Annotated in this window: 25 protein-coding genes and 1 tRNA gene; 10 read left to right on the top strand and 16 right to left on the bottom strand. The window is 55.2% G+C overall.

Annotation, left to right across the window (positions count from 1 at the left end; all coding sequences use genetic code 11):
* Positions 1-6 precede the first annotated feature (6 nt).
* Positions 7-1,500, top strand: a complete 1,494-nt coding sequence (locus tag B9Z35_RS09295; RefSeq protein WP_108283400.1) for an AMP nucleosidase — start codon at positions 7-9, stop codon at positions 1,498-1,500.
* Between the two features lie 69 nt (positions 1,501-1,569).
* Here B9Z35_RS09295 and asd read toward each other — a convergent pair whose 3' ends face one another.
* Positions 1,570-2,403: an archaetidylserine decarboxylase gene (asd, locus tag B9Z35_RS09300; RefSeq protein WP_199219798.1), complete on the bottom strand. Its 834-nt coding sequence runs from the start codon at positions 2,401-2,403 to the stop codon at positions 1,570-1,572.
* Positions 2,404-2,544: 141 nt separating this feature from the next.
* Here asd and B9Z35_RS09305 point away from each other — a divergent pair, with 141 nt between their 5' ends.
* From B9Z35_RS09305 to B9Z35_RS09325, 5 genes are all read left to right on the top strand, one after another.
* Complete coding sequence (locus B9Z35_RS09305; protein WP_108283402.1) at positions 2,545-3,468, top strand: ATP-binding cassette domain-containing protein; 924 nt, start codon at positions 2,545-2,547, stop codon at positions 3,466-3,468.
* Positions 3,469-3,473: 5 nt separating this feature from the next.
* On the top strand, positions 3,474-4,247 hold the full coding sequence (locus B9Z35_RS09310; protein WP_108283403.1) for an ABC transporter permease: 774 nt from the start codon (positions 3,474-3,476) through the stop codon (positions 4,245-4,247).
* Between the two features lie 172 nt (positions 4,248-4,419).
* Entirely contained in the window at positions 4,420-5,268 is an 849-nt protein-coding gene (locus B9Z35_RS09315; protein ID WP_108283404.1) for a 3-hydroxybutyryl-CoA dehydrogenase, read from the top strand.
* A 21-nt stretch (positions 5,269-5,289) separates the two neighbouring features.
* Positions 5,290-6,048 (top strand): metallophosphoesterase, encoded by a 759-nt coding sequence (locus tag B9Z35_RS09320; protein WP_108283405.1) that lies wholly within the window; start codon positions 5,290-5,292, stop codon positions 6,046-6,048.
* On the top strand, positions 6,045-7,478 hold the full coding sequence (locus B9Z35_RS09325) for a bifunctional serine/threonine-protein kinase/universal stress protein (protein ID WP_108283406.1): 1,434 nt from the start codon (positions 6,045-6,047) through the stop codon (positions 7,476-7,478). The genes B9Z35_RS09320 and B9Z35_RS09325 overlap by 4 nt, the downstream gene beginning before the upstream one ends.
* A 9-nt stretch (positions 7,479-7,487) precedes the next feature.
* Here the strand turns inward: B9Z35_RS09325 and B9Z35_RS09330 are convergent, their stop codons facing one another.
* The 9 genes from B9Z35_RS09330 to B9Z35_RS09370 all read right to left on the bottom strand — a co-directional run bounded on the left by B9Z35_RS09330 (position 7,488) and on the right by B9Z35_RS09370 (position 18,043).
* Entirely contained in the window at positions 7,488-8,492 is a 1,005-nt protein-coding gene (locus B9Z35_RS09330; protein WP_108283535.1) for a tripartite tricarboxylate transporter substrate binding protein, read from the bottom strand.
* A 121-nt stretch (positions 8,493-8,613) separates the two neighbouring features.
* On the bottom strand, positions 8,614-9,594 hold the full coding sequence (locus B9Z35_RS09335) for a tripartite tricarboxylate transporter substrate-binding protein (RefSeq protein WP_108283407.1): 981 nt from the start codon (positions 9,592-9,594) through the stop codon (positions 8,614-8,616).
* Between the two features lie 113 nt (positions 9,595-9,707).
* Positions 9,708-10,952, bottom strand: coding sequence for a phenylacetate--CoA ligase family protein (locus tag B9Z35_RS09340; RefSeq protein WP_108283408.1), 1,245 nt, complete (start codon positions 10,950-10,952; stop codon positions 9,708-9,710).
* A gap of 12 nt (positions 10,953-10,964) precedes the next feature.
* Positions 10,965-11,774, bottom strand: a complete 810-nt coding sequence (locus B9Z35_RS09345) for an ABC transporter ATP-binding protein (RefSeq protein ID WP_108283409.1) — start codon at positions 11,772-11,774, stop codon at positions 10,965-10,967.
* A 141-nt stretch (positions 11,775-11,915) separates the two neighbouring features.
* Positions 11,916-13,238, bottom strand: a complete 1,323-nt coding sequence (locus B9Z35_RS09350) for an ABC transporter substrate-binding protein (protein ID WP_108283410.1) — start codon at positions 13,236-13,238, stop codon at positions 11,916-11,918.
* Between the two features lie 51 nt (positions 13,239-13,289).
* On the bottom strand, positions 13,290-14,366 hold the full coding sequence (locus tag B9Z35_RS09355) for a branched-chain amino acid ABC transporter permease (protein WP_108283411.1): 1,077 nt from the start codon (positions 14,364-14,366) through the stop codon (positions 13,290-13,292).
* Between the two features lie 11 nt (positions 14,367-14,377).
* The gene (locus B9Z35_RS09360) at positions 14,378-15,307 is read right to left on the bottom strand and encodes a branched-chain amino acid ABC transporter permease (RefSeq protein ID WP_108283412.1); all 930 of its coding nucleotides are present in this window, start codon (positions 15,305-15,307) and stop codon (positions 14,378-14,380) included.
* Between the two features lie 10 nt (positions 15,308-15,317).
* Entirely contained in the window at positions 15,318-16,100 is a 783-nt protein-coding gene (locus B9Z35_RS09365; RefSeq protein WP_108283413.1) for an ABC transporter ATP-binding protein, read from the bottom strand.
* Complete coding sequence (locus B9Z35_RS09370; protein WP_108283414.1) at positions 16,097-18,043, bottom strand: long-chain fatty acid--CoA ligase; 1,947 nt, start codon at positions 18,041-18,043, stop codon at positions 16,097-16,099. Before B9Z35_RS09370 ends, B9Z35_RS09365 begins: the two co-directional genes overlap by 4 nt.
* 174 nt (positions 18,044-18,217) lie before the next feature.
* On the opposite strand from B9Z35_RS09370, the gene B9Z35_RS09375 reads away from it, so the two are divergent.
* From B9Z35_RS09375 to B9Z35_RS09390, 4 genes are all read left to right on the top strand, one after another.
* Complete coding sequence (locus tag B9Z35_RS09375; protein ID WP_108283415.1) at positions 18,218-18,925, top strand: Crp/Fnr family transcriptional regulator; 708 nt, start codon at positions 18,218-18,220, stop codon at positions 18,923-18,925.
* A 12-nt stretch (positions 18,926-18,937) separates the two neighbouring features.
* Positions 18,938-19,795, top strand: coding sequence for a pseudouridine synthase (locus B9Z35_RS09380; protein WP_199219799.1), 858 nt, complete (start codon positions 18,938-18,940; stop codon positions 19,793-19,795).
* Between the two features lie 95 nt (positions 19,796-19,890).
* Entirely contained in the window at positions 19,891-21,852 is a 1,962-nt protein-coding gene (gene htpG, locus B9Z35_RS09385) for a molecular chaperone HtpG (protein WP_108283417.1), read from the top strand.
* Positions 21,853-21,871: 19 nt separating this feature from the next.
* On the top strand, positions 21,872-22,603 hold the full coding sequence (locus tag B9Z35_RS09390) for a haloacid dehalogenase type II (RefSeq protein WP_108283536.1): 732 nt from the start codon (positions 21,872-21,874) through the stop codon (positions 22,601-22,603).
* On the opposite strand, the gene B9Z35_RS09395 is transcribed toward B9Z35_RS09390, so the two are convergent.
* From B9Z35_RS09395 to rpoA, 6 genes are all read right to left on the bottom strand, one after another.
* Positions 22,600-23,604 carry a serine/threonine protein kinase gene (locus tag B9Z35_RS09395; RefSeq protein WP_233246527.1) on the bottom strand — a complete coding sequence of 335 codons (1,005 nt, stop codon included), beginning with the start codon at positions 23,602-23,604 and terminating at the stop codon, positions 22,600-22,602. The two genes, B9Z35_RS09390 and B9Z35_RS09395, sit on opposite strands and share 4 nt — an antisense overlap.
* Complete coding sequence (locus tag B9Z35_RS09400; RefSeq protein ID WP_108283419.1) at positions 23,597-23,938, bottom strand: DUF1840 domain-containing protein; 342 nt, start codon at positions 23,936-23,938, stop codon at positions 23,597-23,599. The genes B9Z35_RS09395 and B9Z35_RS09400 overlap by 8 nt, the downstream gene beginning before the upstream one ends.
* A gap of 46 nt (positions 23,939-23,984) precedes the next feature.
* Positions 23,985-24,851, bottom strand: coding sequence for an alpha/beta fold hydrolase (locus B9Z35_RS09405; RefSeq protein WP_108283420.1), 867 nt, complete (start codon positions 24,849-24,851; stop codon positions 23,985-23,987).
* A 55-nt stretch (positions 24,852-24,906) separates the two neighbouring features.
* Positions 24,907-24,983, bottom strand: a tRNA-Met gene (locus B9Z35_RS09410).
* 22 nt (positions 24,984-25,005) lie between these two features.
* Positions 25,006-25,401, bottom strand: coding sequence for a 50S ribosomal protein L17 (gene rplQ, locus B9Z35_RS09415; RefSeq protein WP_108283421.1), 396 nt, complete (start codon positions 25,399-25,401; stop codon positions 25,006-25,008).
* A 76-nt stretch (positions 25,402-25,477) separates the two neighbouring features.
* The gene (rpoA, locus tag B9Z35_RS09420; protein ID WP_108283422.1) at positions 25,478-26,467 is read right to left on the bottom strand and encodes a DNA-directed RNA polymerase subunit alpha; all 990 of its coding nucleotides are present in this window, start codon (positions 26,465-26,467) and stop codon (positions 25,478-25,480) included.
* Between the last annotated feature and the right edge of the window lie 76 nt (positions 26,468-26,543).

Genomic DNA, 26,543 nt, shown 5'->3' on the forward strand with positions numbered 1-26,543 from the left:
CGGGGCATGAGTATTCGCCCGCCCTTCACCGCCCCCACCCGTCACAGCGACGCCGACAGCGCCCTTGCCCAAGTGCAGGCGCTGTACCAAACCAGTCTTGACCACCTTCGCCAAGCCATGCGCGAGTTTGTGGCTGGCAAGCAGTTTGAACAACGTGTGCGGGCCTTCTACCCGTTTGTGCGCATCCACACCAAAACCGGCGCGCTACAAGCCAACAGCGAAGGCGCAGGCTTGAGCTACGGCTTTGTGGCCGAGCCTGGCCGCTACGAGACCACCCTCACCCGCCCCGATTTGTTTGCTGCTTATTGCCGCGAGCAATTCCGCCTGCTATTGCAAAACCATGGCGGTACGTTAGAGGTGGGCATGAGCCACCAGCCTATCCCTGTGCATTTCTCCTTCGCCGACCACGACCATGTGGAAGGCGAGATGAGCGCCGAGCGTCGCCAGCTCATGCGCGAGGTGTTTGACCTGCCCGACCTCACTGCGATGGACGACGGGATTGCCAATGGCACGTTTGAGGCTAGACCTAACGAGCCACAGCCTTTGTCGCTGTTCACCGCTGCGCGCATGGACTATTCGTTACAGCGCCTGCGCCACTACAGCGGCACATCGCCTGAGCATTTTCAGAACTATGTGTTGTTCACCAACTACCAGTTCTACATTGACGAGTTTGTGCGCTTGGGCCATGAGGCCATGCAAGACCCTAAGAGCGAATACATCGCGTTTGTGGAACCCGGCAACGTGGTGACGCGCCGCGTTGGCCTAACCGCAGAAGCCAACGATGCCTTGGGCAAAGTGCCACCACGTTTGCCACAAATGCCCGGCTACCACTTGGTGCGCGCAGACCACACGGGCATCACCATGGTGAACATCGGCGTAGGTCCTGCCAACGCCAAAAACATCACCGACCACATCGCCGTGCTGCGCCCACATGCGTGGCTGATGCTGGGCCACTGCGCAGGCCTGCGCAACACGCAGCAACTGGGCGACTACGTGCTAGCCCACGGCTATGTGCGTGAAGACCATGTGTTGGATGAAGAGCTGCCTCTGTGGGTGCCTATCCCTGCACTGGCTGAAATTCAAGTCGCGCTCGAGCAAGCGGTGAAGGATGTTACACAATGCGAAGGCGCAGAACTCAAACGCATCTTGCGCACAGGCACCGTGGCCAGCACCGATAACCGCAACTGGGAACTGTTGCCAGACAACACACCGCAACGCCGCTTTAGCCAAAGCCGCGCTGTGGCACTCGACATGGAAAGCGCCACGATTGCCGCGAACGGTTTTCGATTCCGTGTGCCCTACGGCACGCTGCTGTGCGTGAGCGACAAACCGCTGCACGGCGAAATCAAGCTGCCGGGCATGGCCAACCACTTCTACCGCGAGCGTGTAGACCAACACTTGCGCATCGGCATGCGCGCGATTGAGCTGCTGCGCCAGCAAGGGCCTGCACAACTGCACAGCCGCAAGTTGCGCAGCTTTGCGGAAGTTGCGTTTCAATAAGCCTCACATCAACCGCCCAAAAAGAAACCGCCTCAACAGAGGCGGTTTTCACGTGTGCAGGGCGCTGCTTTAAGCGTGCACTGCATCACCCATCTTCTCGCCCAAGCGCACACCTTGTGCGGCTTGCCAAGCAGAGTTGAGCGCGATGGTGTTTTTAGGCCACAGCAACACCACGGTCGAGCCCAACAAGAAGCGGCCCATTTCGTCGCCTTGGTTCAGGCTCAGGTCTTGGTCGTCATAGGTCCATTCACGCACCGTGCCTGGGCGAGGTGGGTTGACCACACCATGCCATGGTGTGGCCATGCTGCCCACGATGGTCGCACCGACCAACACCAACACGTATTGCTGAGGTGTTTCACCTGAGGCTGCGGGCATGTCAAACACGCACACCACACGCTCGTTACGCGCAAACAAGCCGGGCACGCCACGTGCGGTGGCTGGGTTGACCGAGAACAAATCACCGGGCACATGAATCATGCGGCGCAGGCGGCCTGCGCTGGGCATGTGGATGCGGTGGTAATCCTTAGGGCTGAGGTAAATCGTGGCGAATTCGCCGTCTTGGAACTGCGCGGCCAAGGTGGCATCACCGCCCACCAGCGCTTGCGTGCTGTAGCTGTGGCCTTTGGCTTGAAACACTTGGTCGCCATCGATGTGACCCAGCTGGCTGATCGCGCCGTCCACCGGGCACACAAACGCGGCATCGGCCAAGGGGCGTGCGCCGGGCTTGAGGGCACGTGTAAAGAAGTCGTTGAAACATTCGTACTGCGTGATGTCGGGCTGGGCTGCCTCGTCCATGTTCACTTGGTACTTGCCCACAAACCATTGGATGAGGGCATGTGTCCATTTGCCGCAACGCGCACGCGCCACAGCGCCCGCAAACTGCGTGAGCAACTGTTTGGGCATCACATATTGGGAGAGAACAAATAAAGTATCGGACACAGCGTAGCCTTGAAGTAAGTTGCGCAGATTTTAGGCGCTTCACACCATGCACCCGAGCGACAGACCGCACAGCGAAACTGCCGTGCCACAGGCACAATCAAACCTATGAGCACCCCACTTTTTGAATGCAACCACCTTCTCAAACGCTACGGTGACAACACCGTGGTGAACGATGTGTCGTTCAGCATCGCCCCCGGCGAATGCTTGGGCGTCATTGGCCCCAATGGCGCGGGTAAAACCACCACGCTTCGCATGTGTCTCGGCCTCGCGCAGCCCGATGGCGGCAGCATCAACGCGTTTGGTTTGTCCATGCCCGACGATGCACTGGCCATCAAAGCGCGCTTAGGGGTAGTGAGCCAATTCGACACGCTCGACCCCGACTTCACTTGCGCCGAAAACCTGATGGTGTTTGGCCGCTACTTCGGCATGAAGAAGGCCGACATCCAAGCGCGTATTCCGCAACTGCTGGAGTTCGCTGCGCTCTCGCACAAGGCCAACGCCAAACCCGGCGAGTTGTCGGGCGGCATGAAGCGCCGACTCAGCCTAGCGCGCGCCCTGATCAACAACCCAGATTTGCTGCTGCTTGACGAGCCAACGACTGGCCTGGACCCGCAAGCGCGCCACCTGATGTGGGAGCGTTTGCAACAGCTGCTGCAACAAGGCAAATCGATTTTGCTGACCACCCACTTCATGGACGAGGCTGAGCGCTTGTGCAACCGTTTGTTGGTGCTCGACCACGGCAAAAAAATTGCCGAAGGCACACCGCGTGATTTGATTGCGCAGCACCTAGAACCCGATGTGGTGGAGGTGTACGGCAATGGCGCGCTAGCGTTGGTCGACAGCCACATCGCCAGCTTGGCACAACGCGTTGAAACCAGCGGCGAAACCGTGTTCTTCTACACCCAAGACGCAGCCCAACTGCTGCAAGCGCTCAGCGCTCATACGGGCCTGCGCACGCTGCACCGCCCAGCCAATTTGGAAGACTTGTTTTTGAAAATGACCGGACGCCAAATCCGTGAGGAAGGCTAAACGCGATGCACACCTATTTCCGCTTCTGGCCCGTGTTCATGCGCAACCTTTTGGTGTGGCGCAAGCTCGCTATTCCTAGCCTCGTGGCCAACATTGCTGAACCTTTGATGTGGCTTGTTGCCTTTGGCTATGGCTTAGGCGCGCTAGTTGGCGAGGTGACTTTGAATGAACAAAAAGTGCCCTACATCTTGTTCTTGGCCAGCGGCTCCATCTGCATGAGCGCCATGAACGCCGCCACGTTTGAAGCGCTGTACTCGGCCTTCTCACGCATGCATGTGCAAAAAACGTGGGACGGCATCTTGAATGCGCCCATGCGTTTGGACGACGTGCTCTTGGCCGAAATGCTGTGGGCAGCCTTCAAAGCCCTGTTCACCATCACCGCCATCTTGGGCGTGATGTTTGCACTGGGCATCACCCAAAGCTGGAAGCTCTTGGCCGCCTGGCCCATCCTCTTGTGCGTGGGCATCACCTTCAGCTGCATCGCACTCATCTTCAACGCGCTAGCCAAAGGCTACGATTTCTTCACCTACTACTTCACGCTGTTCCTCACCCCCATGATGTTCTTGAGCGGCGTGTTCTTCCCGCGCGATCAACTGCCAGGCATCGTGCGCGACATCTCAGCGTGGCTGCCCCTCACCCAAGCCATCGACCTCGTGCGCCCATTGTTTCTAGATCAGTGGCCTGCCAACCCTGCGCTGCACCTAGGCGTGCTGGCGGCATATGCACTGATAGGTTGGAAGATTGCCCTGCACCTGACGAAGAAGCGCTTTCGCGCCTAACTCCCGTAAGCGAGTTGGCTTGGGGCGGCTGACGATTTCTGGTACTCCAGTATGAGGAAGCCGCCCCAAGTCAATTCGCTGGAGCGCAAGAAATTGATGCACGTCAGCCAAACGCAACCCTTCCCCCGCTAATATCGTTTTTTTGATTTAACAGTAAAACAAGGATTCCCCAATGAGCATTCAAACCGTAGGCATCATCGGCGCTGGCACCATGGGCAATGGCATTGCACAAGCATGTGCTGTGTCTGGCGTGAACGTGGTGATGGTCGACATCTCTGACGCAGCTGTGGCCAAAGGCCTCGCCACTGTGTCGGGCAGCTTGGACCGTTTGATCAAGAAAGAAAAAATCACCGAAGCCGACAAAGCAGCCGCCTTGTCGCGCATCAAAACCAGCACCAGCTACGACGACCTCAAAGGCGCACAACTCGTCATCGAAGCCGCGACTGAGAACTATGACCTCAAGGTCAAGATCGTCAAACAACTCGACGGCATGTTGGCCCCAGAAGCCATCATCGCATCCAACACATCATCTATCTCCATCACCAAGCTGGCCGCGGTCACCACACGTGCTGACCGCTTCATTGGCATGCACTTTTTCAACCCCGTGCCGATGATGGCCTTGGTTGAAATCATCCGTGGCTTGCAAACCTCTGATGCCACACATGCTGCGGTGCATGACCTGTCCACACGCTTGGGCAAGAGCCCCATCACCGTGAAGAACGCGCCTGGCTTTGTAGTGAACCGCATCTTGGTGCCCATGATCAACGAAGCCTTCTTTGTGTTGGCCGAAGGTGTGGCTACCGCCGAAGACATCGACGCAGGCATGAAGCTCGGTTGCAACCAACCCATCGGCCCATTGGCCTTGGCCGACATGATTGGCTTGGATGTGTGCTTGGCCGTGATGGACGTGTACTTGCAAGAGTTTGGCGACAGCAAATACCGTGCATGCCCATTGCTCAAAGAGATGGTGGCCGCAGGCCAGTTGGGTCGCAAGACCGGCAAAGGCGTTTACACCTACTAAGCCACAGCGCTTTGCGTTGACATGAAATACGCCCTGCTCTCTGACATCCACAGCAATTTGCATGCGCTTGACGCTTGCTTGGCACATGCGCAAACGCAAGGCGTTGAGCGCTTTGCCATCTTGGGTGACATGGTGAGCTATGGCGCATTTCCTTCTGAAGTAGTGGCACGTTGCCAAGCGCTGCAAGATGAAGGCGCTGTGGTGATTCGTGGCAACCACGAAGAGCTGGTGCAAACACACAACGTCAACACACCCAACCCGTCGTTGGGCAGCCAAACTGCGCAGTGGACACACGACAAACTTTCACCAGCGCAACGTTTCTGGCTAGAAACCTTGCCATTGACCGAGCGTGTAGACCAAATGTTTTTCGTGCACGCCAGTGCCGATGCACCCGAGCGTTGGCGCTATGTAGAAGACGAACGCATTGCTGGCCTTAGCCTCGACGCCGCATGCAGCCACCCCGATGTGCGCTACGTGTTCGGTGGTCATGTGCACCACCAGTCGTTGTACTACCGAGGTACAGGCCGCCAGTTGATGCCCTTCAAGCCCACTTCGGGCGTGCCCATTCCCACCCCCAAACACCGCCAGTGGATTGCCACCATCGGATCGGTTGGGCAACCACGCGATGGCAACCCGCGCGCCATGTATGCGGTGTTTGATAGCACTGCAGCCAAGCTCACCTTTCATCGCGTGGCGTATGACCATCGCGCTGCTGCAAGTGCCGTGCGCGAAGAGGGCTTTCCTGAATTCTTTGCCCAGCGCTTGGAGACCGGCAAATGAAACGCCTAGAAGCAGGCACCGAGCTGGACGGGTTCCGCATCGGCGCTTGCTTGCATGCCGGGGGCATGGCGCACATCTACGAAGTCACATACGCCGACGAGCGCCCCGCGCCGTTTGACATGGTGATGAAAGTACCGCGCATGACCGCAGGTGACGGCGCTGAAAACATTGTGGGCTTCGAGGTCGAGCACCAAATTTTGCAAGTGTTGAACGGCACACATGTGCCGCGCTTTGTAGCGGCGGGCGACTTGGTGACTCTGCCCTACTTGGTAATGGAGCATGTCAAAGGTCAGACCTTGCAACAAGTGCTTGATGCACACACACATGACCGCACCCTTGCAGAAGTGACAGACATCGCGCGGCTGGGTGCAGCCATTGCCCGCGCCGCGCACAGCTTGCACCAGCAAAACACCTGCCACCTTGACATCAAGCCCGCCAACGTGCTGCTACACCCCAACGGCCATGCTGTGTTGTTGGATTTTGGTTTGTCGTGCCACGCGCACTACCCAGACTTGTTGGCCGAAGAGCTACGCAAAGCCGTTGGCTCACCCGCATGGATTGCACCCGAACAAGTGGTGGGCGTGCGCGGTGACCCGCGCAGCGACATTTTTGCCATTGGCGTGTTGTTGTACGAACTCGCCACGGGCGAACTGCCCTTTGGTAACCCACAAACACAAGGCGGTATGCGCCAGCGTTTGTGGATGGACCCCTCCCCGCCACGCCGCTTGCGCGATGACTTGCCCGAGTGGTTGCAAGAAGTGGTGTTGCGCTGCTTGGAACCCGAAGCGGCCAAGCGTTACCCCTCGGCCGCACACTTGGCGTTTGACCTTGAGCACCCCGAGCAAGTGAAGGTCACCAAACGCGGTAAGCAGCTGCAAGGTACGCCGTTTTTCACGCACTTCAAACGCTGGCTCAAAGCGGCTGGTATGCACTACCAGCCTAGCCCTCTGCCATCGCAACAAATTGATGAAGTGCCGATTCTGATGGTGGCTGTGCCCAACCATGATGTGAGTGATGCCACGCTGTATTCGCTGCGCCAAGCGGTGGCACGTTCGCTGGGCATCCGCCCTGGTGCACGCTTGGCCGTGGTGACGGTGATCTCGCCCAACCTCAGCAGCACGTCTGAGCACGACAAGAGCGAAACCACATTGCACCGCCAGTACCGAACCATGCTTCAGCAGTGGGCGCAACCACTGGATTTGGATGATCACCAAACTTCGTACCACGTGCTTGAAGCCAGCGATGTGGCCAACGCCATCGTGCGTTACGCCGAAGGCAACAACGTGAGCATGATCGTGATGGGCGCAGCCACCCACGGACTACAAATGCAACGCTTTGTCGCGACCGTCCCCATCAAGGTGGCGATGGATGCACCTTGCACCGTGATCTTGGTCAAGCAAGCGCTGCCCTTTGAACACCTGATGGGCTAAACCAGCGCTTCAGTCGACCTTGGCGCCCGACACCTTCACCACCTGCGCCCACTTCTTGTGTTCGGCATCAATAAACTTGGCAAATTCTTCAGGCGTGTTGCCGCCTGGAATCGCACCTTGTGCCAACAACTTTTCTTTCACGGAGGGTGTACTTATGGCTTTGGCTGTTTCTTGCTGAATGCGACGCACCACCTCAGGTGGTGTGCCTGCAGGCGCTAACAAACCAAACCATGAACTGGCCTCATAGCCCTTCAATGTGGGGCCACCGGCTTCTTCGATCGTTGGCAACTCAGGCATGGCCTCAGAACGTTGAGCGCTGGTGACGGCCAACGCTTTGAATTTGCCAGACTTGATGTGCGGCATCGCTGCAGGCAAGTTGTCAAACATCACGTCCATCGAGCCACCCAACATGTCGAGAATGGCAGGACCAGAGCCTTTGTAAGGGAAGTGGACCATGTAGGTGCCACTCATACTTTTAAACAGCTCACCCGCCAAATGGATGGAGGTGCCATTGCCGCTCGATGCCATGTTGAGCTTACCCGGATTCGCTTTGGCATACGCAATGAAGTCAGCCACTGAATTGATGTTGCGGCTCTTGGCAATCTCGGCATTCATCACCATCACATTGGGTACGCCCGCCACCACAGTGATCGGCGCAAAGTCTTTGATCGGGTCAAACGGCAACTTGTTGTACAAAGCACGGTTGATGCCGTGCGTACCCACTGTTCCCATGAGCAGCGTGTAACCATCGCTGGGAGATTTGGCCACGATGTCGGCGCCTAAATTACCGCCTGCTCCCGCTTTGTTTTCGACAAAAAAGGTTTGCCCAAATGCCCGCGTCAACTCTGGCGCAATGGCGCGCGCCAAGATGTCTGTCGTTCCACCTGGGGCAAATGGGACCACGATTCGCACGGGTTTACTGGGCCAAGCCTGCTGCGCTTGTGCTGTAACGACTAGTAACAACAAAATGCTGAGCAAAGAGGCTTGCGTGAATCGACGGCGTTGGAGGGGCATGGTGGGTCCTTGATGTTTGACATGTCCATGGTGCCATTCACGCACGTTTGCAACTGTCACTTCGGCATCGAAATGCGTCCGTATTTACCCCATGAAAAAAGCCACCCGAAGGTGGCTTTTTTTAGTCAGCGTAAACGCCAGCTTCCTGAATGATGGGTCCCCACTTGGCAATTTCAGATGCCACGAACTTTTTGTGATCGGCGGGTTCGATGCGTTTGTCGGTCACGACCACAGCACCCAAGCCTTGTTGCTTCTTAATGAACTCTGGGTCTTTCAATGCGGCCTTCAAGGCTTTGTTGATCTTGGCGGTCACATCAGCGGGTGTCCCTTTGGGGGCATACAAACCGTGCCAAATGGTGACTTCAAAACCTTTGAGACCTGACTCATCCAAGGTAGGCAAGTTCTTCAAAGCGGGCGTGTTCAAACGCTTGAGCGTGGTGACCGCAAATGCTTTGACGGTCTTGCCTTCAATCTGGCTGGTGGTGTTGGTGGTTTGATCACACAGCAAGTCGATCTGGCCGCCCATCAAATCGTTCATAGCCGGCGCTGTACCTTTGTAGGGCACGGTCGTCATGTCGGTCTTCAACGCGCTTTGGAACAACAAGCCGCACAGGTGGGATGCAGCGCCCAAGCCAGCGTTACCTAAGTTCACCGTGCCTTTGCTTTGGTTGATCCAACCTTGCAACTCTTTGAAGTTCGTCGCTGGCAATGTGGGGCGACCGATCAATGTCATGGGCACATCGTTGACCATTCCCAAGTATTCAAAGTCGTCCATCGTGTTGTAAGGCATCTTGCGGTAAAGCGCTGGCGATGTGGCCATGCCAATGTGATGCAACAACACAGTGTGTCCGTCTTGCGGTGCTTTGGCCACCTTGTTGGCGCCAATCGTGCCACCTGCGCCTGCCACGTTTTCAACGACCACATTGGCACCTAATGGTTTGCGCAGAGCTTCAGCCAAATCACGTGCCACACGGTCCGTTGGACCGCCAGCTGTAAACGGCACCACGATGGTGACGGGTTTGTCTTTGACTGGGAAATCTGCAGCGTTAGCGTTTGTCAAGGCGGCAACTGCAAGCAAGCTCAATGTGAATAGTTGTTTCATTGGGGACTCCTCTAAATAAGTCCCCATACTAAAGCACTATTGACATTTCTGTCATTTCGGTTATCACGTAAGGGCTTTCCTTGACGCACGTCAATCGAAATGCCCCAAGCCGTTTATTGGTAGGTACGTGCGTCCTCAATGACCTTGCCGTCATTGGGCAAACTACCCTCTGCAACCAAGGTCACATCGGCGCGCAGCTTGGTGATGTCGCGCACAGCATCACCAATTTTTTGCACCAAGCCATCCACATCTTGAGCTTCGACTTTGAGGCTCATTTGGTCGTTGGCCATCTCACCCGTCACCACCAAGCGCGCACGCCTAATTCCGGGGAAACGCTTGACCACTTCAGCCACTTGACCTGGGTGCACGAACATGCCGCGCACTTTGGTGGTTTGATCTGCACGGCCCATCCAACCCTTGATGCGCACGTTGGTTCGCCCTGTGGGGCAATGGCTGGGCAGAACGGCAGACAAGTCGCCCGTGCCAAAACGAATGAGGGGGTAGTCGGGGTTAAGTGATGTCACCACCAGCTCGCCCACTTCGCCTTCAGGCACAGGGTCGCCCGTGCCGGGGCGAACGATTTCAACAATCACGCCTTCGTCCAACACCAAGCCTTCACGGGCTTCGGTCTCATAGGCAATCAAACCGAGGTCGGCGGTAGCGTAGCACTGGTAGCCAGCCACACCGCGCTCTGCCAACCAATCGCGCAAGCTGGGAGGAAAAGCCTCACCCGACACCAAGGCCTTGGTAACGCTGGGCAACTTCACGCCCATCTCGGCCGCTTTTTCAACAATGATTTTCAAGAAGCTCGGTGTGCCGATGTAGCCCGCAGGCTTTAGCTCAGCCATCGCTCCCACTTGCTGCTCGGTCTGACCTGTACCACCTGCAAACACGGTGCAACCAATGGCGTGCGCGCCAGTTTCCATCATCGAACCCGCAGGCGTGAAGTGGTAGCTAAAGCAGTTGTGAATCAACTCATTGGGGCGAAAGCCCGCAGCGTAAATGGCACGGGCCATGCGCCAGTAATCGGATCGAGCACCTTCAGGCTCGTAAATCGTGCCGGGGCTGGCAAACACGCGTGGCATGGCTTTGCCAAAACCAATGGATGCAAAGCCGCCAAACACGTTGGTGGCGCGTTGCTCTTGCTGCTGCGCCAACAACTCGTACTTGCGAATCACGGGCAGCTTGGCCAACGCTTCGCGAGTGGTCACGCTGGCAGCGTTCACACCTGCCAATGACTTGGCAAATGCGGGGGAATTTTTTTGTGCGTGCGCAATCTGCGCAGGCAGCGCAGCCATGAGCGCAGCTTCGCGCTCGACGGGGTTGCGCGTTTCGAGCGCGTCGTAGTGATTGGACATGAAGCGCTCCTCTTAAGCCAACCAACGCTTGCGGCGCTTGTAGCTCTTGGCGTCTTTGAAGCTCTTGCGTTCACCACCACCCATGCCGAGATAGAACTCTTTCACGTCTTCGTTGTTGGCGAGGTCAGAAGCTGCACCGTCCATCACGATACGGCCTGACTCCATGATGTAGCCGTAGTCGGCGTACTTCAAAGCCATGTTGGTGTTTTGCTCGGCGATAAGGAAAGTGACTTTTTCTTTTTCGTTCAAATCTTTGACGATGTTGAACACCTCTTCCACGATCTGTGGGGCCAAGCCCATCGAAGGCTCATCCAACAACACCATGTTGGGGTTGGCCATGATGGCGCGACCAATCGCACACATTTGCTGCTCGCCACCTGAGGTGTAAGCCGCTTGCGATGTGCGACGGGTTTTCAAACGTGGGAAGTAGTTGTAGACCTTCTCCAAGTTGGCTTCAATCTCGCCTTTGCTGGTGCGTGTGTAGCTGCCGGTGAGCAAGTTTTCTTCGATGGTCAAGTGGGCGAAACAGTGACGGCCTTCCATGACTTGCACCACGCCGCGCTTGACGAGGTCTGCCGGCGTGAGGTTTTCAATGCGCTCGCCACGGAACTCAATGCTGCCCTTGGTCACGGCACCACGCTCGCCTTGGAGCAAGTTGGAAATAGCGCGCAAGGTGGTGGTTTTGCCAGCGCCGTTGCCGCCCAACAAAGACACAATGCTGCCCTCGGGTACGCTGAGCGAAACGCCCTTAAGCACCAGGATGACGTGGTTGTAAATGACTTCAATGCCATTGACGTTGAGAACGATGTTGTTGGCGCTCATAACTTACCTTGCTATAAAAACGTTGTTGGACTGGACCAAACCTCAAAGCAAACGGTTGTTTGCCTCTGAGGTTTGGCGGCTCGTGAGAGCCGCCAAATCATCAGCCCTCTGGGCTGATGTGCGTCACCTCATGCGTCGCTGTTATGCGCCGCAATCTGCAGCTGAGCGACGTGTGAGTTTTTTCTCAGCAGCGTACTTGTCAGCAAATTGCTTCACGAGGGGTTTGATGATGGTGTCATCAGCTTCGATCCAATCAGAGCTGAACACCCACTTCTTGCCGTCCCATGTGTGCATGCGTGCTGAACGTGAGCCTTCGTGGTCCAAGCAAGATGTGCTCAGTGGGCGCATCACCGTGCCCAAGCCCAGCTTGTCGAGTGCTTTTTGATCCAGGGCCAAGTTTTCCAAACCCCAACGGATTTGTTCACCGTTCATGACCTTGCCCTTGCCGTAGCGAGATTGCGCTTGACGCACACCTTCCACAGCCAATGCAGCGCTGACCAAGCCACGGTTGTAGAGCGTGCCGCCCACTTCTTCGATTGGGCCGGTACCTTGCTTCTTGCCATGAATGAGGGCCTTGATGTCGGCAATCACTTTGCCGCCTTCGCCTGTAGCGACCAAGCCGTTGTAGCCTTTGGCAGCTTCGCCGACGTCTTTGACGTCTGGCTCAGCGGCTGACCACCACACGCCGTACATTTTTTCGCGTGGGTAACCTGTGGCCACAGCTTCTTTCAAAGCGGCAGAGTTCATCACGCCCCAGCCCCACAACAAGACGTAGTCAGGACGGGCTTGACGCACTTGCAACCAAGTGGCTTTTTGTTCCACGCCAGGTGCCGTCACGGGCAAGAGTTGCAGGTCAAAACCTTGAATCTTGGCGCGCTCTTGCAAGAGCGGAATGGGTTCTTTGCCGAATGGGCTGTCGTGATAGACCAAAGCGATCTTCTTGCCCTTGATGTTGCCACCTTCTTTTTTGGTGATGTGCTGCATGATGATGTCAGCGCCAGACCAATAAGTGCCTTGCAATGGGAAGTTCCACTTGAACACCTGACCATCGCTGGACTCTGAACGACCATAGCCGCCAGTGATCAATGGGTTTTTGTCGTTAGGGGCTTTTTCTGTCAAAGCAAACGTGATACCAGTCGACAAGGGCTGGAACACAGCACCTTGTGATTTGCCTTTCAGGCGCTCGTAGCACTCCACGCCGCGGTCTGTGGCGTAGGCGGTGTCGCACTCTTCAAAAGTGATCTTCACGCCATTGATACCACCATCGCGTGCATTGATGAGCTTGAGGTAGTCCACATAAGCGTTAGCCCATGGCACACCGTTAGGTGCATAGGCACCAGTTCGGTATGGCAATACAGGGAAGAACTGCTCTTTGGCTTGCGCTTGGGCAGTGGTGCTGACCAAGGCGCTGGCCAAGCCAGTCGCTGCGACGGCGACAGCCATCATGAGGGAACGGATTTTCATTTGAAGTCTCCTTAGAAAATTTATACGAACACCAGAAAAACGAATTACAAATCAGTGAGGGAAAGGCCACAGACGCAGCTTTTGCTTACCCACGCTCCACAACTTGGCCAAACCGTGAGGCTCAACGATCAAGAACCAAACAATCAAAGCACCGAAGATCATTTGCTCAGCGTGAGTGAGCGCGGCGGTGCTAACAGGGATGCCCACCAAGTCACCCAACCAAGGCAATGCGTGGTTGATGATGACGGGCAGAATCACGATGAAGCCCGCGCCAAAGAAGCTGCCCATGATGGAGCCCATACCACCCAAAATGACCATGAACAACAACTGGAATGAACGATCGACGGAGAACGCTGCAGGCTCCCAAGAGCCGAGGTAAACGAAGGCCCACAAAGCGCCAGCCACGCCCACGATGAACGAGCTCACAGCAAACGCGCTGAGCTTGGCGTACATGGGGCGAATGCCGATCACAGCAGCAGCCACATCCATGTCGCGGATGGCCATCCACTCGCGACCGATGGCACTGCGAACCAAATTCTTGGCCAACAAACCGAACACCACAAGGAAGCTCAAGCAGAAGATGTACTTCTCGAATGGCGTGTTGACGGGGAAACCAAACACTTGCAAATCAGCCACCGAAGCTGTGCCAGAAGCAGAATCATTGGTGAACCACTTGATACGCAAGAAAGCCCAGTCACAGAAGAACTGCGCAGCCAAGGTGGCCACAGCCAAGTAAAGCCCCTTCACTCGCAAGCTAGGAATACCAAAGAACATACCCACCAATGTGGCGAAGAAGCCGCCCATCAGCAGGCACACGATCAAAGGCAGGCCTTCAACGCGCACAAAGAAGTTGTAGGCAGCATAGGCACCCACCGCCATGAACGCGCCAGAACCCAAAGAGATTTGGCCGCAATAGCCCACCAAGATGTTTACACCCAAAGCGGCGAGTGACAAGATGAGGAAGGGAATCAAAATCGCACGCAACATGTATTCGTCAGCGAGCATCGGCACACCAATGAATGCAAATGCAATGAGCAGCAATACGCCAATGCGGTCTTGCGTGATCGGGAAGATTTGCAGGTCTTCCTTGTATGTCGTTTTGAATTGACCGTTTTCTCTGTAAAACATGTTTCTTTTCCTTACACGCGGTCGATGATCTTCTCGCCGAAGAGACCTTGTGGACGAATCAACAAGAAGCCCAAGGCCAATACATAAGCAAACCAAATTTCAATGCCGCCGCCCACGTATGGGCCGAGGAACACTTCAGACAATTTCTCGCCTACACCGATGATCAAGCCGCCGATGATGGCGCCAGGCACGGATGTCAAACCACCCAAAATCACCACAGGCAAAGCGCGAAGCGCAACAGTGGAGAGGGAGAACTGCACGCCCAACTTAGAGCCCCAAATCATGCCGGCCACCAAAGCCACCACACCGGCCACGCACCACACGATGACCCAAATGCGGTTGAGTGGAATACCGATGGATTGAGCAGCTTGATGGTCATCCGCCACAGCACGCAACGCGCGACCTGTGGTGGTCTTTTGGAAGAACACACTGAGCAATGCAACCAGCGCAGCAGCAATGAAAGCTGCCACCAAGTCTTCTTGGTTGATCATGATGCCGCCGTCAAAGGTGGACTCGAGCAACATCAATGGTTCTTTGGGCATGCCCACATCAATCTTGTAGATGTCGCTGCCAAAGATGGATTGACCCAAACCGTCGAGGAAGTATGTGATGCCCAGAGTTGCCATCAAAAGCGTGGTGCCTTCTTGGTTGACCAAGTGGCGCAACACCAAGAACTCAATCACCCAAGCCACGATGAACATCACAGCAGCTGCGCCTGCAAAAGCGAGCAAGTTGACGAGGAAGAAGTTGTCGATGCCTGTGAGTGCTGGAATCCATTCGCCAAAGCGGGCCATGGCCAGCGCAGCAAACAACACCATTGCACCTTGTGCGAAGTTAAACACGCCAGAGGCTTTGTAAATCAGCACGAAGCCGAGGGCCACCAACGAGTACAGCATGCCGGCCATGAGGCCGCCAAACAGGGTTTCAAGAAAAAATGCCATGTTCTTGTCCTTAGTGTGAAGTGCCGAGGTAAGCGCTGATCACTTCCTCGTTGTTGCGCACCTCATCGGGGGTGCCGTCGCCGATCTTTTTGCCGTAGTCGAGCACGACCACGCGATCAGAAATATCCATCACCACACCCATGTCGTGCTCGATCAACACGATGGTGGTGCCGAACTCGTCGTTCACATCCAAGATGAAACGACACATGTCTTGCTTTTCTTCAACGTTCATACCGGCCATGGGCTCGTCGAGCAACAACACTTGTGGCTCAAGCGCCAACGCACGGCCTAAGTCGACACGCTTTTGCAAGCCATAAGGCAATTGACCCACAGGTGTTTTGCGAAAAGCTTGAATTTCCAAGAAGTCGATGATGCGTTCGACCTTTTCACGATGGCGAATTTCTTCTTGCTCGGCGGGGCCAATGCGCAAGGCTTGCATGAAGATATTGCTCTTCATGCGCAAGTTGCGACCGGTCATGATGTTGTCGAGCACGCTCATGCCTTTGAACAAGGCCAAGTTTTGGAAGGTGCGTGCAATGCCCATGGTGGCCACTTGGTGGCTGTCCATGTGGTCAAAGGTTTGACCACGGAAGGTGATGGAGCCTTCTTGCGGCGTGTACACCCCGTTAATACAGTTGAGCATCGAGCTTTTGCCCGCGCCGTTGGGGCCAATGATGGCGCGCACTTCGTGCTCTTTGACGTTAAACGAAATATCGGTCAGCGCCTTGACGCCACCGAAACGCAAACTGATGTTTTTAACGTCGAGGATGACGTCGCCGATTTTCTTGCTCATGCTGCTTTCCCCACAGGTGTGAAGGTTTTCGCGTCAGACAGTTTCAATGTTGCGCTGACGCTGCCTGTACGGCCGTCTTCAAACTTCACTTGGGTTTCAATGAATTGCTCGGTTGCGCCGTTGTAGAGCGCAGTGACCAAGGCGTCGTATTTTTCAGCGATGAAGCCGCGACGCACTTTGTTGGTACGGGTGAGTTCGCCGTCGTCTGCATCGAGTTCTTTGTGCAACACGAGGAAGCGGCTCACTTGGCTACCGGCCAAGAGTTCGTCAGCAGCCAAATCTGCGTTGACTTTCTCAACGCACTCTTTGATCAGCTGGTACACCTCAGGCTTTTGCGCCAAATCGGTATAGCCTGCGTAAGGCAAGTTGCGACGCTCAGCCCAGTTACCCACAGCTTCCATGTCGATGTTGATCATCACGCACACTTTTTCGCGTTGGTCGCCGTAGGCCACCACTTCTTTGATATGCGGGAAGAACTTGAGCTTGTTCTCCACATACTTAGGCGCAAACATAGCGCCGTCGTTAGTGCCGCCTTTGATGCGGCCCACGTCTTTGACGCGGTCAATGATTTTTAAATGGCCATGCGCATCCAAGAAGCCTGCGTCGCTGGTGTGATACCAGCCATCGGCGGTCAACACTTCAGCTGTGGCAGCGTCGTTCTTGTAATAGCCTTTGAGCAAGCCTGGCGACTTGACCAAGATTTCGCCGTTGTCAGCGACTTTGATTTCCACGCCAGCGCAAGGCACACCCACGGTGTCTGCGCGTGCTTCGTGGTCGGGCTGCAAGCAGACGAACACAGCGGTTTCTGTGGAGCCATAAAGCTGCTTCAAGTTCACGCCAATGGCGCGGTAGAAGCTGAACAAATCTGGGCCAATCGCTTCACCAGCGGTGTACGCCACACGCACGCGGCTCATGCCGAGGTTGTTGCGCAGTGGGCCATACACAAAGAAGTTACCTAAGGCGTAGAGCAAGCCACCTACCAAGCCAATGGATTTGCCATCCATCTTGGTTGGGCCGTATTTGCGAGCCACATCCATGAAGTAATGGAACATGCCGCGCTTGAGAGCGCCAGCATCTTCCATACGAATCATCACGCTGGTCAGCAGGCCTTCAAACACGCGGGGTGGCGCGAAGTAGTAAGTGGGGCCGACTTCTTTCAAGTCGATGGTGACGGTTGCGGCCGACTCGGGGCAGTTCACCACATAACCGCAATACAACCACTGTGCATAGCTGAAGATGTTTTGACCAATCCAAGCGGGTGGCAAATAAGCCAACACATCTTCATGCGAACTGAGCTTGTCAAACAAAGCGCCAGCTTCAGCACGGTTGATCAAGGAGTTGTGCGTGTGCACCACACCTTTGGGATTGCCTGTGGTGCCAGAGGTGAAGAACATCGCACCCACATCGTCGGTGTGCGCTTTTTCAACTTCATCCAAGTAGAAATCTGGGTGCTGCTTGGCAAATACGGCGCCCGCAGCGAGCAACTCTTCGAGTGAGGCCAAGCCTGGCTCGTCGTACTTACGCAGACCACGAGGATCGTCAAAGAAGATGTGTGCGATTTGTGGGCATTGCTCACGAATTTCGAGCAATTTGTCCACTTGCTCTTGATCCTCTACCACCGCAAAACGCACTTCGGCATTGTTGAGTGGGAACACGCACTCGGGTGCTGCGGCATCTTGGTACAAAGGAATTGGAATCGCGCCCAATGATTGCGCGGCCAACATGGTGGCGTACAGGCGGGGGCGGTTGGAACCAATCACCACCAAGTGCTCACCGCGTGTGAGGCCTGCTTGGTGCAAACCGCACGCCATGTGTTCCACCATCTTGGCCATGTCGGCCCAAGTGGTGGTTTGCCAAATGCCGTATTCCTTCTCGCGCATGGCAGGCGCTGCGGGGCGCTCGCTGGCATGCTTGAGTAACAGTCGTGGGAACGTGGTCTGCATTCCTAATCCTTGCTTGATGTGTCGACAAAAAATCATGACGCATAGGTGACGCGTTTCTGATGTTGGATGCGATCGTAGGTTCTGATTTGACGTCAAGTTGTCGTTTCGACGACAATCTAGGGTAGTCACCTAGCAGTGATTACCCCAATAAAACTTTTGACTTGATCAGTATTTATGGCACAAGCCCCCAGTGTTTACCAACGCCGCCGAAGCGCAACGCCCGCAGAATTGGCAGCCATCCCATGGCTTGCATTGCTCACGCCGAGTGAGCGCAAACGCATCGAATCACAAGTGGTGGTGAGCGACCCGATGCCTGGCGACTATGTGTGCCGCATGGGTCGCCAAGCCACCTTTTGGTTTGGCGTGGTGGAAGGCTTGTTGAAGATGAGTACCGACAGCGCCAGTGGTCGCACCATCACCTTCACGGGCGTGCCGCCCGGCGGTTGGTTTGGCGAAGGCACAGCCATCAAGCGCGAAACCTACCGCTACAACATCATGGCGTTGCGGCACAGCGTGGTGGCGGGCATTCCTGTGGACACGTTTCATTGGTTGCTCGACAACTCGATCGGCTTCAACCGCTTTGTGATGAATCAGCTTAATGAGCGCTTGGCGCAATTCATCGAAGCACGTGAGATTGACCGATCTACCGACCCCGATGTGCGCGTTGCACGCAACTTGGCCACACTCTTCAACCCCACGCTTTACCCAGGCGTGGGCGAGGTGTTACGCATCACGCAGCAAGAGCTGGCTTATCTGGTTGGCTTGTCACGTCAGCGCGTAAATGTGGCATTGAACCGCCTCGAAGAGCAAGGCGCGATTCGCATTGAGTACGGCGGCATGCGCGTGCTTCACCTTGCCGCCCTGCGTGCCAGCGGCACGTAGAATTTGCCCCTTATGTCAGACACCCCTTCAGAACTCATCCGCCTCAACAAACGCATGGCCGAACTTGGCCTGTGCTCACGCCGCGAGGCCGATGCTTGGATAGATCAAGGTTGGGTGTTGGTGAATGGTCGCCCTGCCGAAATGGGCGTGAAAGTTGGCTCCAATGACCGTGTAGAGGTTGATCCACGTGCCAAGGGCCACCAAGACACACAAGTCACTATCCTGCTGCACAAGCCCATGGGCTATGTGAGCGGCCAAGCCGAAGACGGGCATGAGCCCGCGATCATGCTGATCAACCCACGAACACATTGGGCGGGCGACTCTTCCAAGCGACGCTTCACGCCTACACAGTTGCGAAGCCTCGCCCCTTCGGGCCGACTCGACATCGACTCCACAGGCTTGTTGGTCTTGACGCAAGACGGCCGAGTCGCACGCCAGTTAATTGGCGAAGATTCGGAGATGGAAAAAGAATATTTGGTGCGCGTGACCTATACAGGCCAAGAAAACATCGCCGCGGCCACCGCTGCATCTGCCACCTATGGCGGCAGAGCCAACCAACTCAGCGCCATTGGTGACCACGACCGCGTGACCAACAACGTCCAATCGGTCTTTCCAAAGACTCAGCTCGAACGTTTACGCCACGGCTTGAGCTTGGATGGCAAACCTCTCAAACGTGCACAAGTGGAATGGCAAAACCCAGAGCAGCTTCGCTTTGTACTGACCGAAGGCAAGAAGCGCCAAATTCGCCGCATGTGCGAGCAAGTCGGCCTTCAGGTCGTTGGCCTCAAGCGCATCCGCATTGGGCATGTCCAACTGGGGCAGCTGCCTGCGGGGCAGTGGCGCTACCTAGGCGCCCACGAGCGCTTCTAAGTAACGTTAATTTCTCTCGTTTTATCCCTCTTGAAATTTAGGCCTGCGCCCCACAACTTGGGGCGTTGTTTTTTGTAATTTAGTTTTTGAAGACCATGACCAAACAAACCCATTCCTTCCAAGCCGAAGTTTCACAGCTGCTGCACCTTGTCACGCACTCGCTGTATTCCAATAAAGAAATCTTCTTGCGCGAGTTGGTGTCTAACGCCTCTGACGCCTGCGACAAGCTGCGCTACGAAGGCCTGAACAACGATGCCTTGTTTGAAGGACAGTCAGACCTCGAAGTGCGCGTGAGCTTTGACAAAGACGCTCGCACCCTGACCATTGCCGACAACGGAATCGGTATGAGCCAAGAAGAAGCCATTGCCCACCTTGGCACGATTGCCAAGAGCGGCACGCGCGAATTCATGGGCAAGCTCAGTGGCGATGACAAAGCCAATGCCAAAGACCAAGGCGCGTTAATTGGACAGTTTGGTGTGGGCTTTTACTCAGGCTACATCGTGGCTGACCGCATCACAGTGGAGTCTCGCCGTGCTGGCCTGAAGGCCAGCGAGGGTGTGCGCTGGAGCAGCACCGGCACGGGCGACTTTGAGGTGGAGACCATCACCCAAGCCGAGCGCGGCACCAAGATCATCTTGCACCTGCGCGACGATGCCGAGGAATACCTGAGCGCATGGAAGCTCAAGTCCGTCATCAACAAATACTCAGACCACATCTCTTTGCCCATCCGCATGCGCAAAGAAGAATGGAAAGAGGGAGAAAACGACCAACCCGGCGAAATGGTGCTCACCGATGAATGGGAAACCATCAACCAAGCCAACGCCCTGTGGGCACGTCCGAAGAAGGACGTGACTGACGAGCAGCACAACGAGTTCTACAAACACATCAGTCACGACTTTGAGGCCCCCTTGGCTTGGAGCCACAACCGCGTGGAAGGTAGCACCGAGTACACCCAGCTGTTGTACATCCCAGGCAAAGCGCCGATGGACTTGTTCAACCGCGACAAAAAAGCGGGCTTGAAGCTGTACGTGAAACGCGTGTTCATCATGGACGATGCAGAGGCGTTGATGCCCTCTTACCTGCGCTTTATCAAAGGCGTGGTGGACTCGGCCGATTTGCCACTGAACGTGAGCCGTGAGTTGCTGCAAGAGAGCCGAGACGTCAAAGCGATTCGCGAAGGCAACACCCGCCGCGTGTTGGCCGTGTTGGAAGACTTGGCCAAACACGACAAAGCCCCAGCAGCCTGCGATGACGGTGTAACGGATGTGCTGGATGACGAAGACAAGGCCAAGCAAGGAAAGTACAGCCAGTTCTACGCCGAGTTCGGCGCAGTCCTTAAAGAAGGCTTGGGCGAAGACTTTGCTAACAAAGACAAGATCGCCAAGTTGCTGCGCTTTGCCAGCACCAGCACTGACACTGTGAGCGTGTCATTTGCCGACTACAAGGCGCGCATGAAAGAAGGCCAAGAGGCCATCTACTTCATCACCGCTGACACCTTGGCGGCTGCCAAGAACAGCCCACAGCTCGAAGTCTTCCGCAAAAAGGGCATAGAGGTCTTGCTGATGACCGACCGTGTGGACGAGTGGGCATTGAACTTTGTGCAAGAGTTTGATGGCACATCATTGCAATCCGTCGCCAAAGGCGCTGTGGATTTGGGCTCGCTGCAAGACGAAGCTGAGAAAAAAGCAGCGGAAGATGCGGCTGAAAACTTCAAGCCCGTGTTGGCCAAGCTCAAAGAAGCTTTAAAAGACAAAGCCGATGACGTGCGCGTGACCACCCGCTTGGTCGACTCCCCCGCCTGCTTGGTGGTCAAAGACCACGGCATGTCCATGCAACTGGCTCGCATGCTCAAGCAAGCTGGCCAGCAAGCGCCAGAGATGAAACCCATCTTGGAAGTGAACGCTGAGCACGCATTGGTGAAGAAGCTCAGCGGCGACGCTAACCCCCACTTCAACGATTTGGCGCACATCTTGTTTGACCAAGCCTTGTTGGCTGAGGGTGGATTGCCAGAAGACCCTGCCGCCTATGTGAAACGGGTGAACGCACTTTTGGTGTAAAACTAAGTCCATGACTTACATGGACACAACCCACCCCGCGTCTTTAGACGACTTGAAGGCCAACACGCAAGTGTTGGCCTTTGATATTTTTGGCACTGTGGTCGATTGGCACGGAAGCATCATGCGCGAAGTGCAATCGCTTTACCCTGCTGTGGATGCCAACGCATTCGCGCTGGCCTGGCGTGCTGGTTATCAGCCTGCGATGGCACGTGTTCGCTCGGGCGAGTTGGGTTGGACGCGCATTGATGAGTTGCACCGTTTGATACTGGATGACTTGCTGCCGAAGTTCGGTTTAACGTATTTGAGTGAGGCCGAGCGCGTGCATCTCAACCGCGTGTGGCATCGATTAGACGCATGGCCCGACAGTGTGGCGGGCTTACAGAGATTGAAAAACAAGTTCACCATTTGCTCACTTTCAAACGGCAACACTGGCTTACTCACCAACATGGCCAAGCGCGCAGGCTTACCTTGGGACTGTGTGTTGTCTGCTGAGGTGTTCCGCGCCTACAAGCCCGACCCTGCGACTTATCTGGGTGTTGCTTCTACATTCGATTTACAACCGCATCAAGTCACGCTGTGCGCCGCGCACCACGATGACTTAGAGGGCGCCCGCGCATGTGGCTTGCGCACGGCCTACATTGAGCGACCTTTTGAATTTGGTGCAGCTCAGCCAAAAGATGTATCGCCTCAAGCGGGCAACGATTTGCATGCGCGTGACATTCACGCACTGGCCGACCTACTCGGCTGTTAAACGTACAGCGGCTCTTCTTGCATGGCTTCGCACTGCTCCACCAGCATGTGCGTTTGCCCCGCCCAATAGTCACTGCTGCCAAACCACGAGAAGTGCTGAACAAAGGCGGGGTCGTCTTTGCGTCTTGCCAGCCAAGCGCTGTAATGGATCAAACGCAGAGTTCGTAATGGCTCGATCAACGCCAGTTCATTTCGATTGAGCTCTCGCATTTGCTCATAGCCGTCTAACAACATCGATAACTGTTGTGTGCGCTGAGCACGTTCCCCACTGAGCAACATCCACAAGTCTTGAATGGCTGGCCCCATGCGCGCATCGTCTAGGTCTACAAAGTGTGGACCACCATTGGGCAGGTCTGTGGGTGTCCACAAAATATTGCCTGGGTGGCAGTCGCCATGCAGTCGAATGTGATGGGCAGGATGCGCTGCGAATTTATCTTTCGCTATGTCAATCGCTTGATTGCATACGGCCAACCATTCTGTTTGCTGGTCCATCGGAATGATGCTGTGTTCCATCAACCAGTCGCGTGAGTCAATAGCGAATGTATTCACATCCAACGGTGGGCGCGACGCGAAGTCTTGCTGTGCGCCGACGTTGTGAATGCGCGCGATGAAGCGGCCGATCCATTCCAATACTTCTGTATCGTCTAGCTCTGGCATACGGCCGCCGCGACGTGGACTGACGCTGAATGCAAAGCCATGTGCATGATGCAAGGTCTTGCCATGCAAATTTAACGGGCCGACCAATGGCACTTCTTCCGCCATCAGTTCTGCAGCGAAACTGTGCTCTTCCAGGATTTGCGCATCTGCCCAACGTTCCGGCCTGTAAAACTTGGCGACCACCGAGCTGTTGTCATCCAACATGGCTTGGTACACGCGGTTTTCATACGAGCTCAACGCCGTAAGTCGGCCATCGACTTCTAGCCCTAAATTCGACAGGGCATCTAACACCACATCGGGTGTCAGTGCTTCATAGGCGTGGTGCTTGGTCTCGCTGTCAAACACCCCAGACAACCTCTTTGTCTTCGGCGTGTGCGCGGCGCAGCATGTCAATGAAGGGGACGACACGTTGCTTCAAACTGATGGAGCGCGCGCCTTCAGTTTTAGGCGCTGCTGTTCCATCTTCGCCCTCACCTTTGCTTGCATCCTTGGCGGCTTGAATGGTCAGCTCTTCTTGAACAACTGCGGCGTTCAAGGCATCAATGGCAGCCAGTATTTCATTGGGCAAGATGATGCCTTTGGCGCCCGGCTCTTTACCAATGAGTTTGAGTATGTGTTTACCTTGGGGCTCTAACATGATGAGGTCGCCCGTGGCTTTCGATTTGAATTTGTACAACATGTTTTCATTGTGCGCTTATGTGGCGCTGCGTCAACTTTGTTTTATCTCACTGTTTGAGCAATGAATCTACAACTGCATGGAATGCCACTGGGTTCTCAAACATCACCCAGTGCCCGGCATTGGGCACGACGTTGAATGACGCCATGCTTGTAAGTACATGTGGGATTTCTTGCAAAGAATCTTTATACAAGGCATCAAACTCAGCCCACACGCCATGCACAGGGCATGTCCACCGTGTTTGCACTTGCGCTAAAACATTGGTACGTGCAATACGTCGGCGGCGCAAACGGTCACGAGACACATTGACTTCTTGCAGGTCAATCACATCCTCGGTCACGCTCTCTGGATGCACAAACATCATTGTGTTGAGGTTGTGTCTGTGTACTTGGCGCTGCGCATCCTTGTCCATGCTGGGGATCATGCCACGCATGGGTAACTCTTTACCAAACAGACCCAAGCCTGGCGCGCCCACCAAAATCAGCTGGCGTATCAGTGCTGGATATTCGGCTGCTACCAAACCTGCTGTCATGCCGCCAAAAGAAAACCCTATCACATCAACTGCGGTGTCATGAAATGTTTGCTTGAGAATGTCAGCAATGTAGGGCACCAAGCCATCGGCGTCAGTGACGCCACTGGGCAGACTTGAATCTCCAAAGCCCGGAATGTCTAGCGCCCACACTTCTCTTTGCTGGGCGAAATGTTCGACATTTCTCACCCAATGTGTCCAGCTGCCAGAACCGCCATGCAGCAACACCAAAGGGCTGAGCACCGCTCTGCCGTCATCATTGGCCCCACCTACCTTAGCGCTCGCTTTCAGCACCTTCTGTGAGCCCCAAACATGCCACACGACATCGCCCCATGCATAACTTTGCACGATGCGTTGTGACAGTGCCTCGACGCGGCTGATTTCCATTTGTGAATTTTCCAAGAAAAACGCCCACTGAATAAATTCAGCGGGCGTTTTAAAGTGGTTGCGCGAGTAGGATTTGAACCTACGACCTTTGGGTTATGAGCCCAACGAGCTACCAGGCTGCTCCATCGCGCGTCAAGAGGATTAGTATAACCTATTAAGCGGCTGTTTCGGTAGAAGAAGCCTCAGAAACTTCTGCGCGGTCTACCAATTCAACATATGCCATCGGTGCGTTGTCACCCACGCGGAAACCCATTTTCAAGATGCGGGTGTAACCACCTGGACGTGTCTTGAAACGTGGGCCCAATTCGTTGAACAATTTCACAACGCTGTCACGATCGCGCAAGCGATCAAATGCCAAGCGGCGGTTTGCAACTGTAGGCTCTTTGGCCAAAGTGATCATCGGTTCGATGACGCGACGCAATTCTTTGGCTTTTGGCAATGTGGTTTTGATGGCTTCGTGCTCGATGAGCGAGTTCATCATGTTGCGCAACATAGCCAAACGATGTGAGCTAGTGCGGTTGAGTTTGCGAAGTCCGTGTCCGTGACGCATTTTGATTTCCTTTGATGTTTTGCCGGCCGCCGTATCAGGTACGGCCAGGGGACTTTAAAAGTCGGGGTTTTTTAAATTAACGACGCTCTAAACCGGCAGGTGGCCAGCTTTCGAGTTTCATGCCCAAAGTCAGGCCGCGTGAAGCGAGCACTTCTTTGATTTCGTTGAGTGACTTACGACCCAAGTTAGGTGTCTTAAGCAACTCGTTTTCAGTGCGCTGAATCAGGTCACCGATGTAATAGATATTTTCTGCTTTCAAGCAGTTGGCAGAGCGAACCGTCAGTTCCAACTCGTCGACGGGGCGCAACAAGATGGGGTCGAAAGTTTGGTTGCTTGCAGCTGGAGCGCTCATCAAGCTATTAATGGCGTCGCCTTCCAACTGTGCAAACACAGCCAATTGCTCAACCAAAATCTTGGATGAAGCACGCACGGCGTCTTCCGCAGTGATGGCTCCGTTTGTTTCGATTTCCATGACCAAGCGGTCGAGGTCGGTACGTTGTTCAACGCGAGCGTTTTCAACGCTGTAGCTGACGCGGCTGACTGGAGAGAAAGCAGCATCCAAAACGATACGGCCGATTGATTTGCTTGGCTCTTCGCCATAACGACGCACAGTACCTGGCACATAGCCGCGGCCTGTTTCAACTTTGAGTTGAATGTCGATCTTGCCGCCTTGAGACAAGTTAGCAATGACGTGCTCAGGATTGATGATTTCAACATCGTGAGGCACTTGAATATCAGCAGCAGTCACAGCGCCTTCGCCGTCTTTGCGCAAGCTCAAAGTGACTTCATCGCGGTTGTGCATTTTGAACACAACGCCTTTGAGGTTCAACAAGATGTTGACCACGTCTTCTTGCACGCCGTCGATAGACGAGTACTCGTGCACCACGCCGGCGATGGTGACTTCAGTCACTGCATAGCCAACCATGGATGACAACAATACGCGACGCAGGGCGTTTCCCAACGTGTGGCCATAGCCACGCTCAAACGGTTCCAAGATAACCTTGGCACGGTTGTGACCCAATTGCTCGACGTGAATATTTTTTGGTTTCAGCAAGTTCGTTTGCATTCAGAGTTCCTCTCAATACCCCCGGTTCGTTACACCGGTAAGGCTGGGTGTCTGGACCACGCTGCGCGAGCAGGCA

Origin of the sequence: Limnohabitans sp. Jir61 (assembly GCF_003063545.1) — a bacterium.
Lineage (GTDB): Bacteria > Pseudomonadota > Gammaproteobacteria > Burkholderiales > Burkholderiaceae_C > Limnohabitans.

Bases quoted from the DNA above. Each gene is read 5' to 3' on its own strand.
- B9Z35_RS09330 (WP_108283535.1), bottom strand. From the start codon at position 8,492: ATGCCCCTCCAACGCCGTCGATTCACGCAAGCCTCTTTGCTCAGCATT.
- B9Z35_RS09310 (WP_108283403.1), top strand. From the start codon at position 3,474: ATGCACACCTATTTCCGCTTCTGGCCCGTGTTCATGCGCAACCTTTTG.
- B9Z35_RS09335 (WP_108283407.1), bottom strand. From the start codon at position 9,594: ATGAAACAACTATTCACATTGAGCTTGCTTGCAGTTGCCGCCTTGACA.
- asd (WP_199219798.1), bottom strand. From the start codon at position 2,403: ATGCCCAAACAGTTGCTCACGCAGTTTGCGGGCGCTGTGGCGCGTGCG.
- B9Z35_RS09295 (WP_108283400.1), top strand. From the start codon at position 7: ATGAGTATTCGCCCGCCCTTCACCGCCCCCACCCGTCACAGCGACGCC.
- rplQ (WP_108283421.1), bottom strand. From the start codon at position 25,401: ATGCGTCACGGACACGGACTTCGCAAACTCAACCGCACTAGCTCACAT.
- htpG (WP_108283417.1), top strand. From the start codon at position 19,891: ATGACCAAACAAACCCATTCCTTCCAAGCCGAAGTTTCACAGCTGCTG.
- B9Z35_RS09320 (WP_108283405.1), top strand. From the start codon at position 5,290: ATGAAATACGCCCTGCTCTCTGACATCCACAGCAATTTGCATGCGCTT.
- B9Z35_RS09340 (WP_108283408.1), bottom strand. From the start codon at position 10,952: ATGTCCAATCACTACGACGCGCTCGAAACGCGCAACCCCGTCGAGCGC.
- B9Z35_RS09360 (WP_108283412.1), bottom strand. From the start codon at position 15,307: ATGGCATTTTTTCTTGAAACCCTGTTTGGCGGCCTCATGGCCGGCATG.
- B9Z35_RS09345 (WP_108283409.1), bottom strand. From the start codon at position 11,774: ATGAGCGCCAACAACATCGTTCTCAACGTCAATGGCATTGAAGTCATT.
- B9Z35_RS09355 (WP_108283411.1), bottom strand. From the start codon at position 14,366: ATGTTTTACAGAGAAAACGGTCAATTCAAAACGACATACAAGGAAGAC.
- B9Z35_RS09380 (WP_199219799.1), top strand. From the start codon at position 18,938: ATGTCAGACACCCCTTCAGAACTCATCCGCCTCAACAAACGCATGGCC.
- rpoA (WP_108283422.1), bottom strand. From the start codon at position 26,467: ATGCAAACGAACTTGCTGAAACCAAAAAATATTCACGTCGAGCAATTG.
- B9Z35_RS09365 (WP_108283413.1), bottom strand. From the start codon at position 16,100: ATGAGCAAGAAAATCGGCGACGTCATCCTCGACGTTAAAAACATCAGT.
- B9Z35_RS09390 (WP_108283536.1), top strand. From the start codon at position 21,872: ATGGACACAACCCACCCCGCGTCTTTAGACGACTTGAAGGCCAACACG.
- B9Z35_RS09370 (WP_108283414.1), bottom strand. From the start codon at position 18,043: ATGCAGACCACGTTCCCACGACTGTTACTCAAGCATGCCAGCGAGCGC.
- B9Z35_RS09315 (WP_108283404.1), top strand. From the start codon at position 4,420: ATGAGCATTCAAACCGTAGGCATCATCGGCGCTGGCACCATGGGCAAT.
- B9Z35_RS09405 (WP_108283420.1), bottom strand. From the start codon at position 24,851: ATGGAAATCAGCCGCGTCGAGGCACTGTCACAACGCATCGTGCAAAGT.
- B9Z35_RS09325 (WP_108283406.1), top strand. From the start codon at position 6,045: ATGAAACGCCTAGAAGCAGGCACCGAGCTGGACGGGTTCCGCATCGGC.
- B9Z35_RS09400 (WP_108283419.1), bottom strand. From the start codon at position 23,938: ATGTTGTACAAATTCAAATCGAAAGCCACGGGCGACCTCATCATGTTA.
- B9Z35_RS09375 (WP_108283415.1), top strand. From the start codon at position 18,218: ATGGCACAAGCCCCCAGTGTTTACCAACGCCGCCGAAGCGCAACGCCC.
- B9Z35_RS09350 (WP_108283410.1), bottom strand. From the start codon at position 13,238: ATGAAAATCCGTTCCCTCATGATGGCTGTCGCCGTCGCAGCGACTGGC.
- B9Z35_RS09305 (WP_108283402.1), top strand. From the start codon at position 2,545: ATGAGCACCCCACTTTTTGAATGCAACCACCTTCTCAAACGCTACGGT.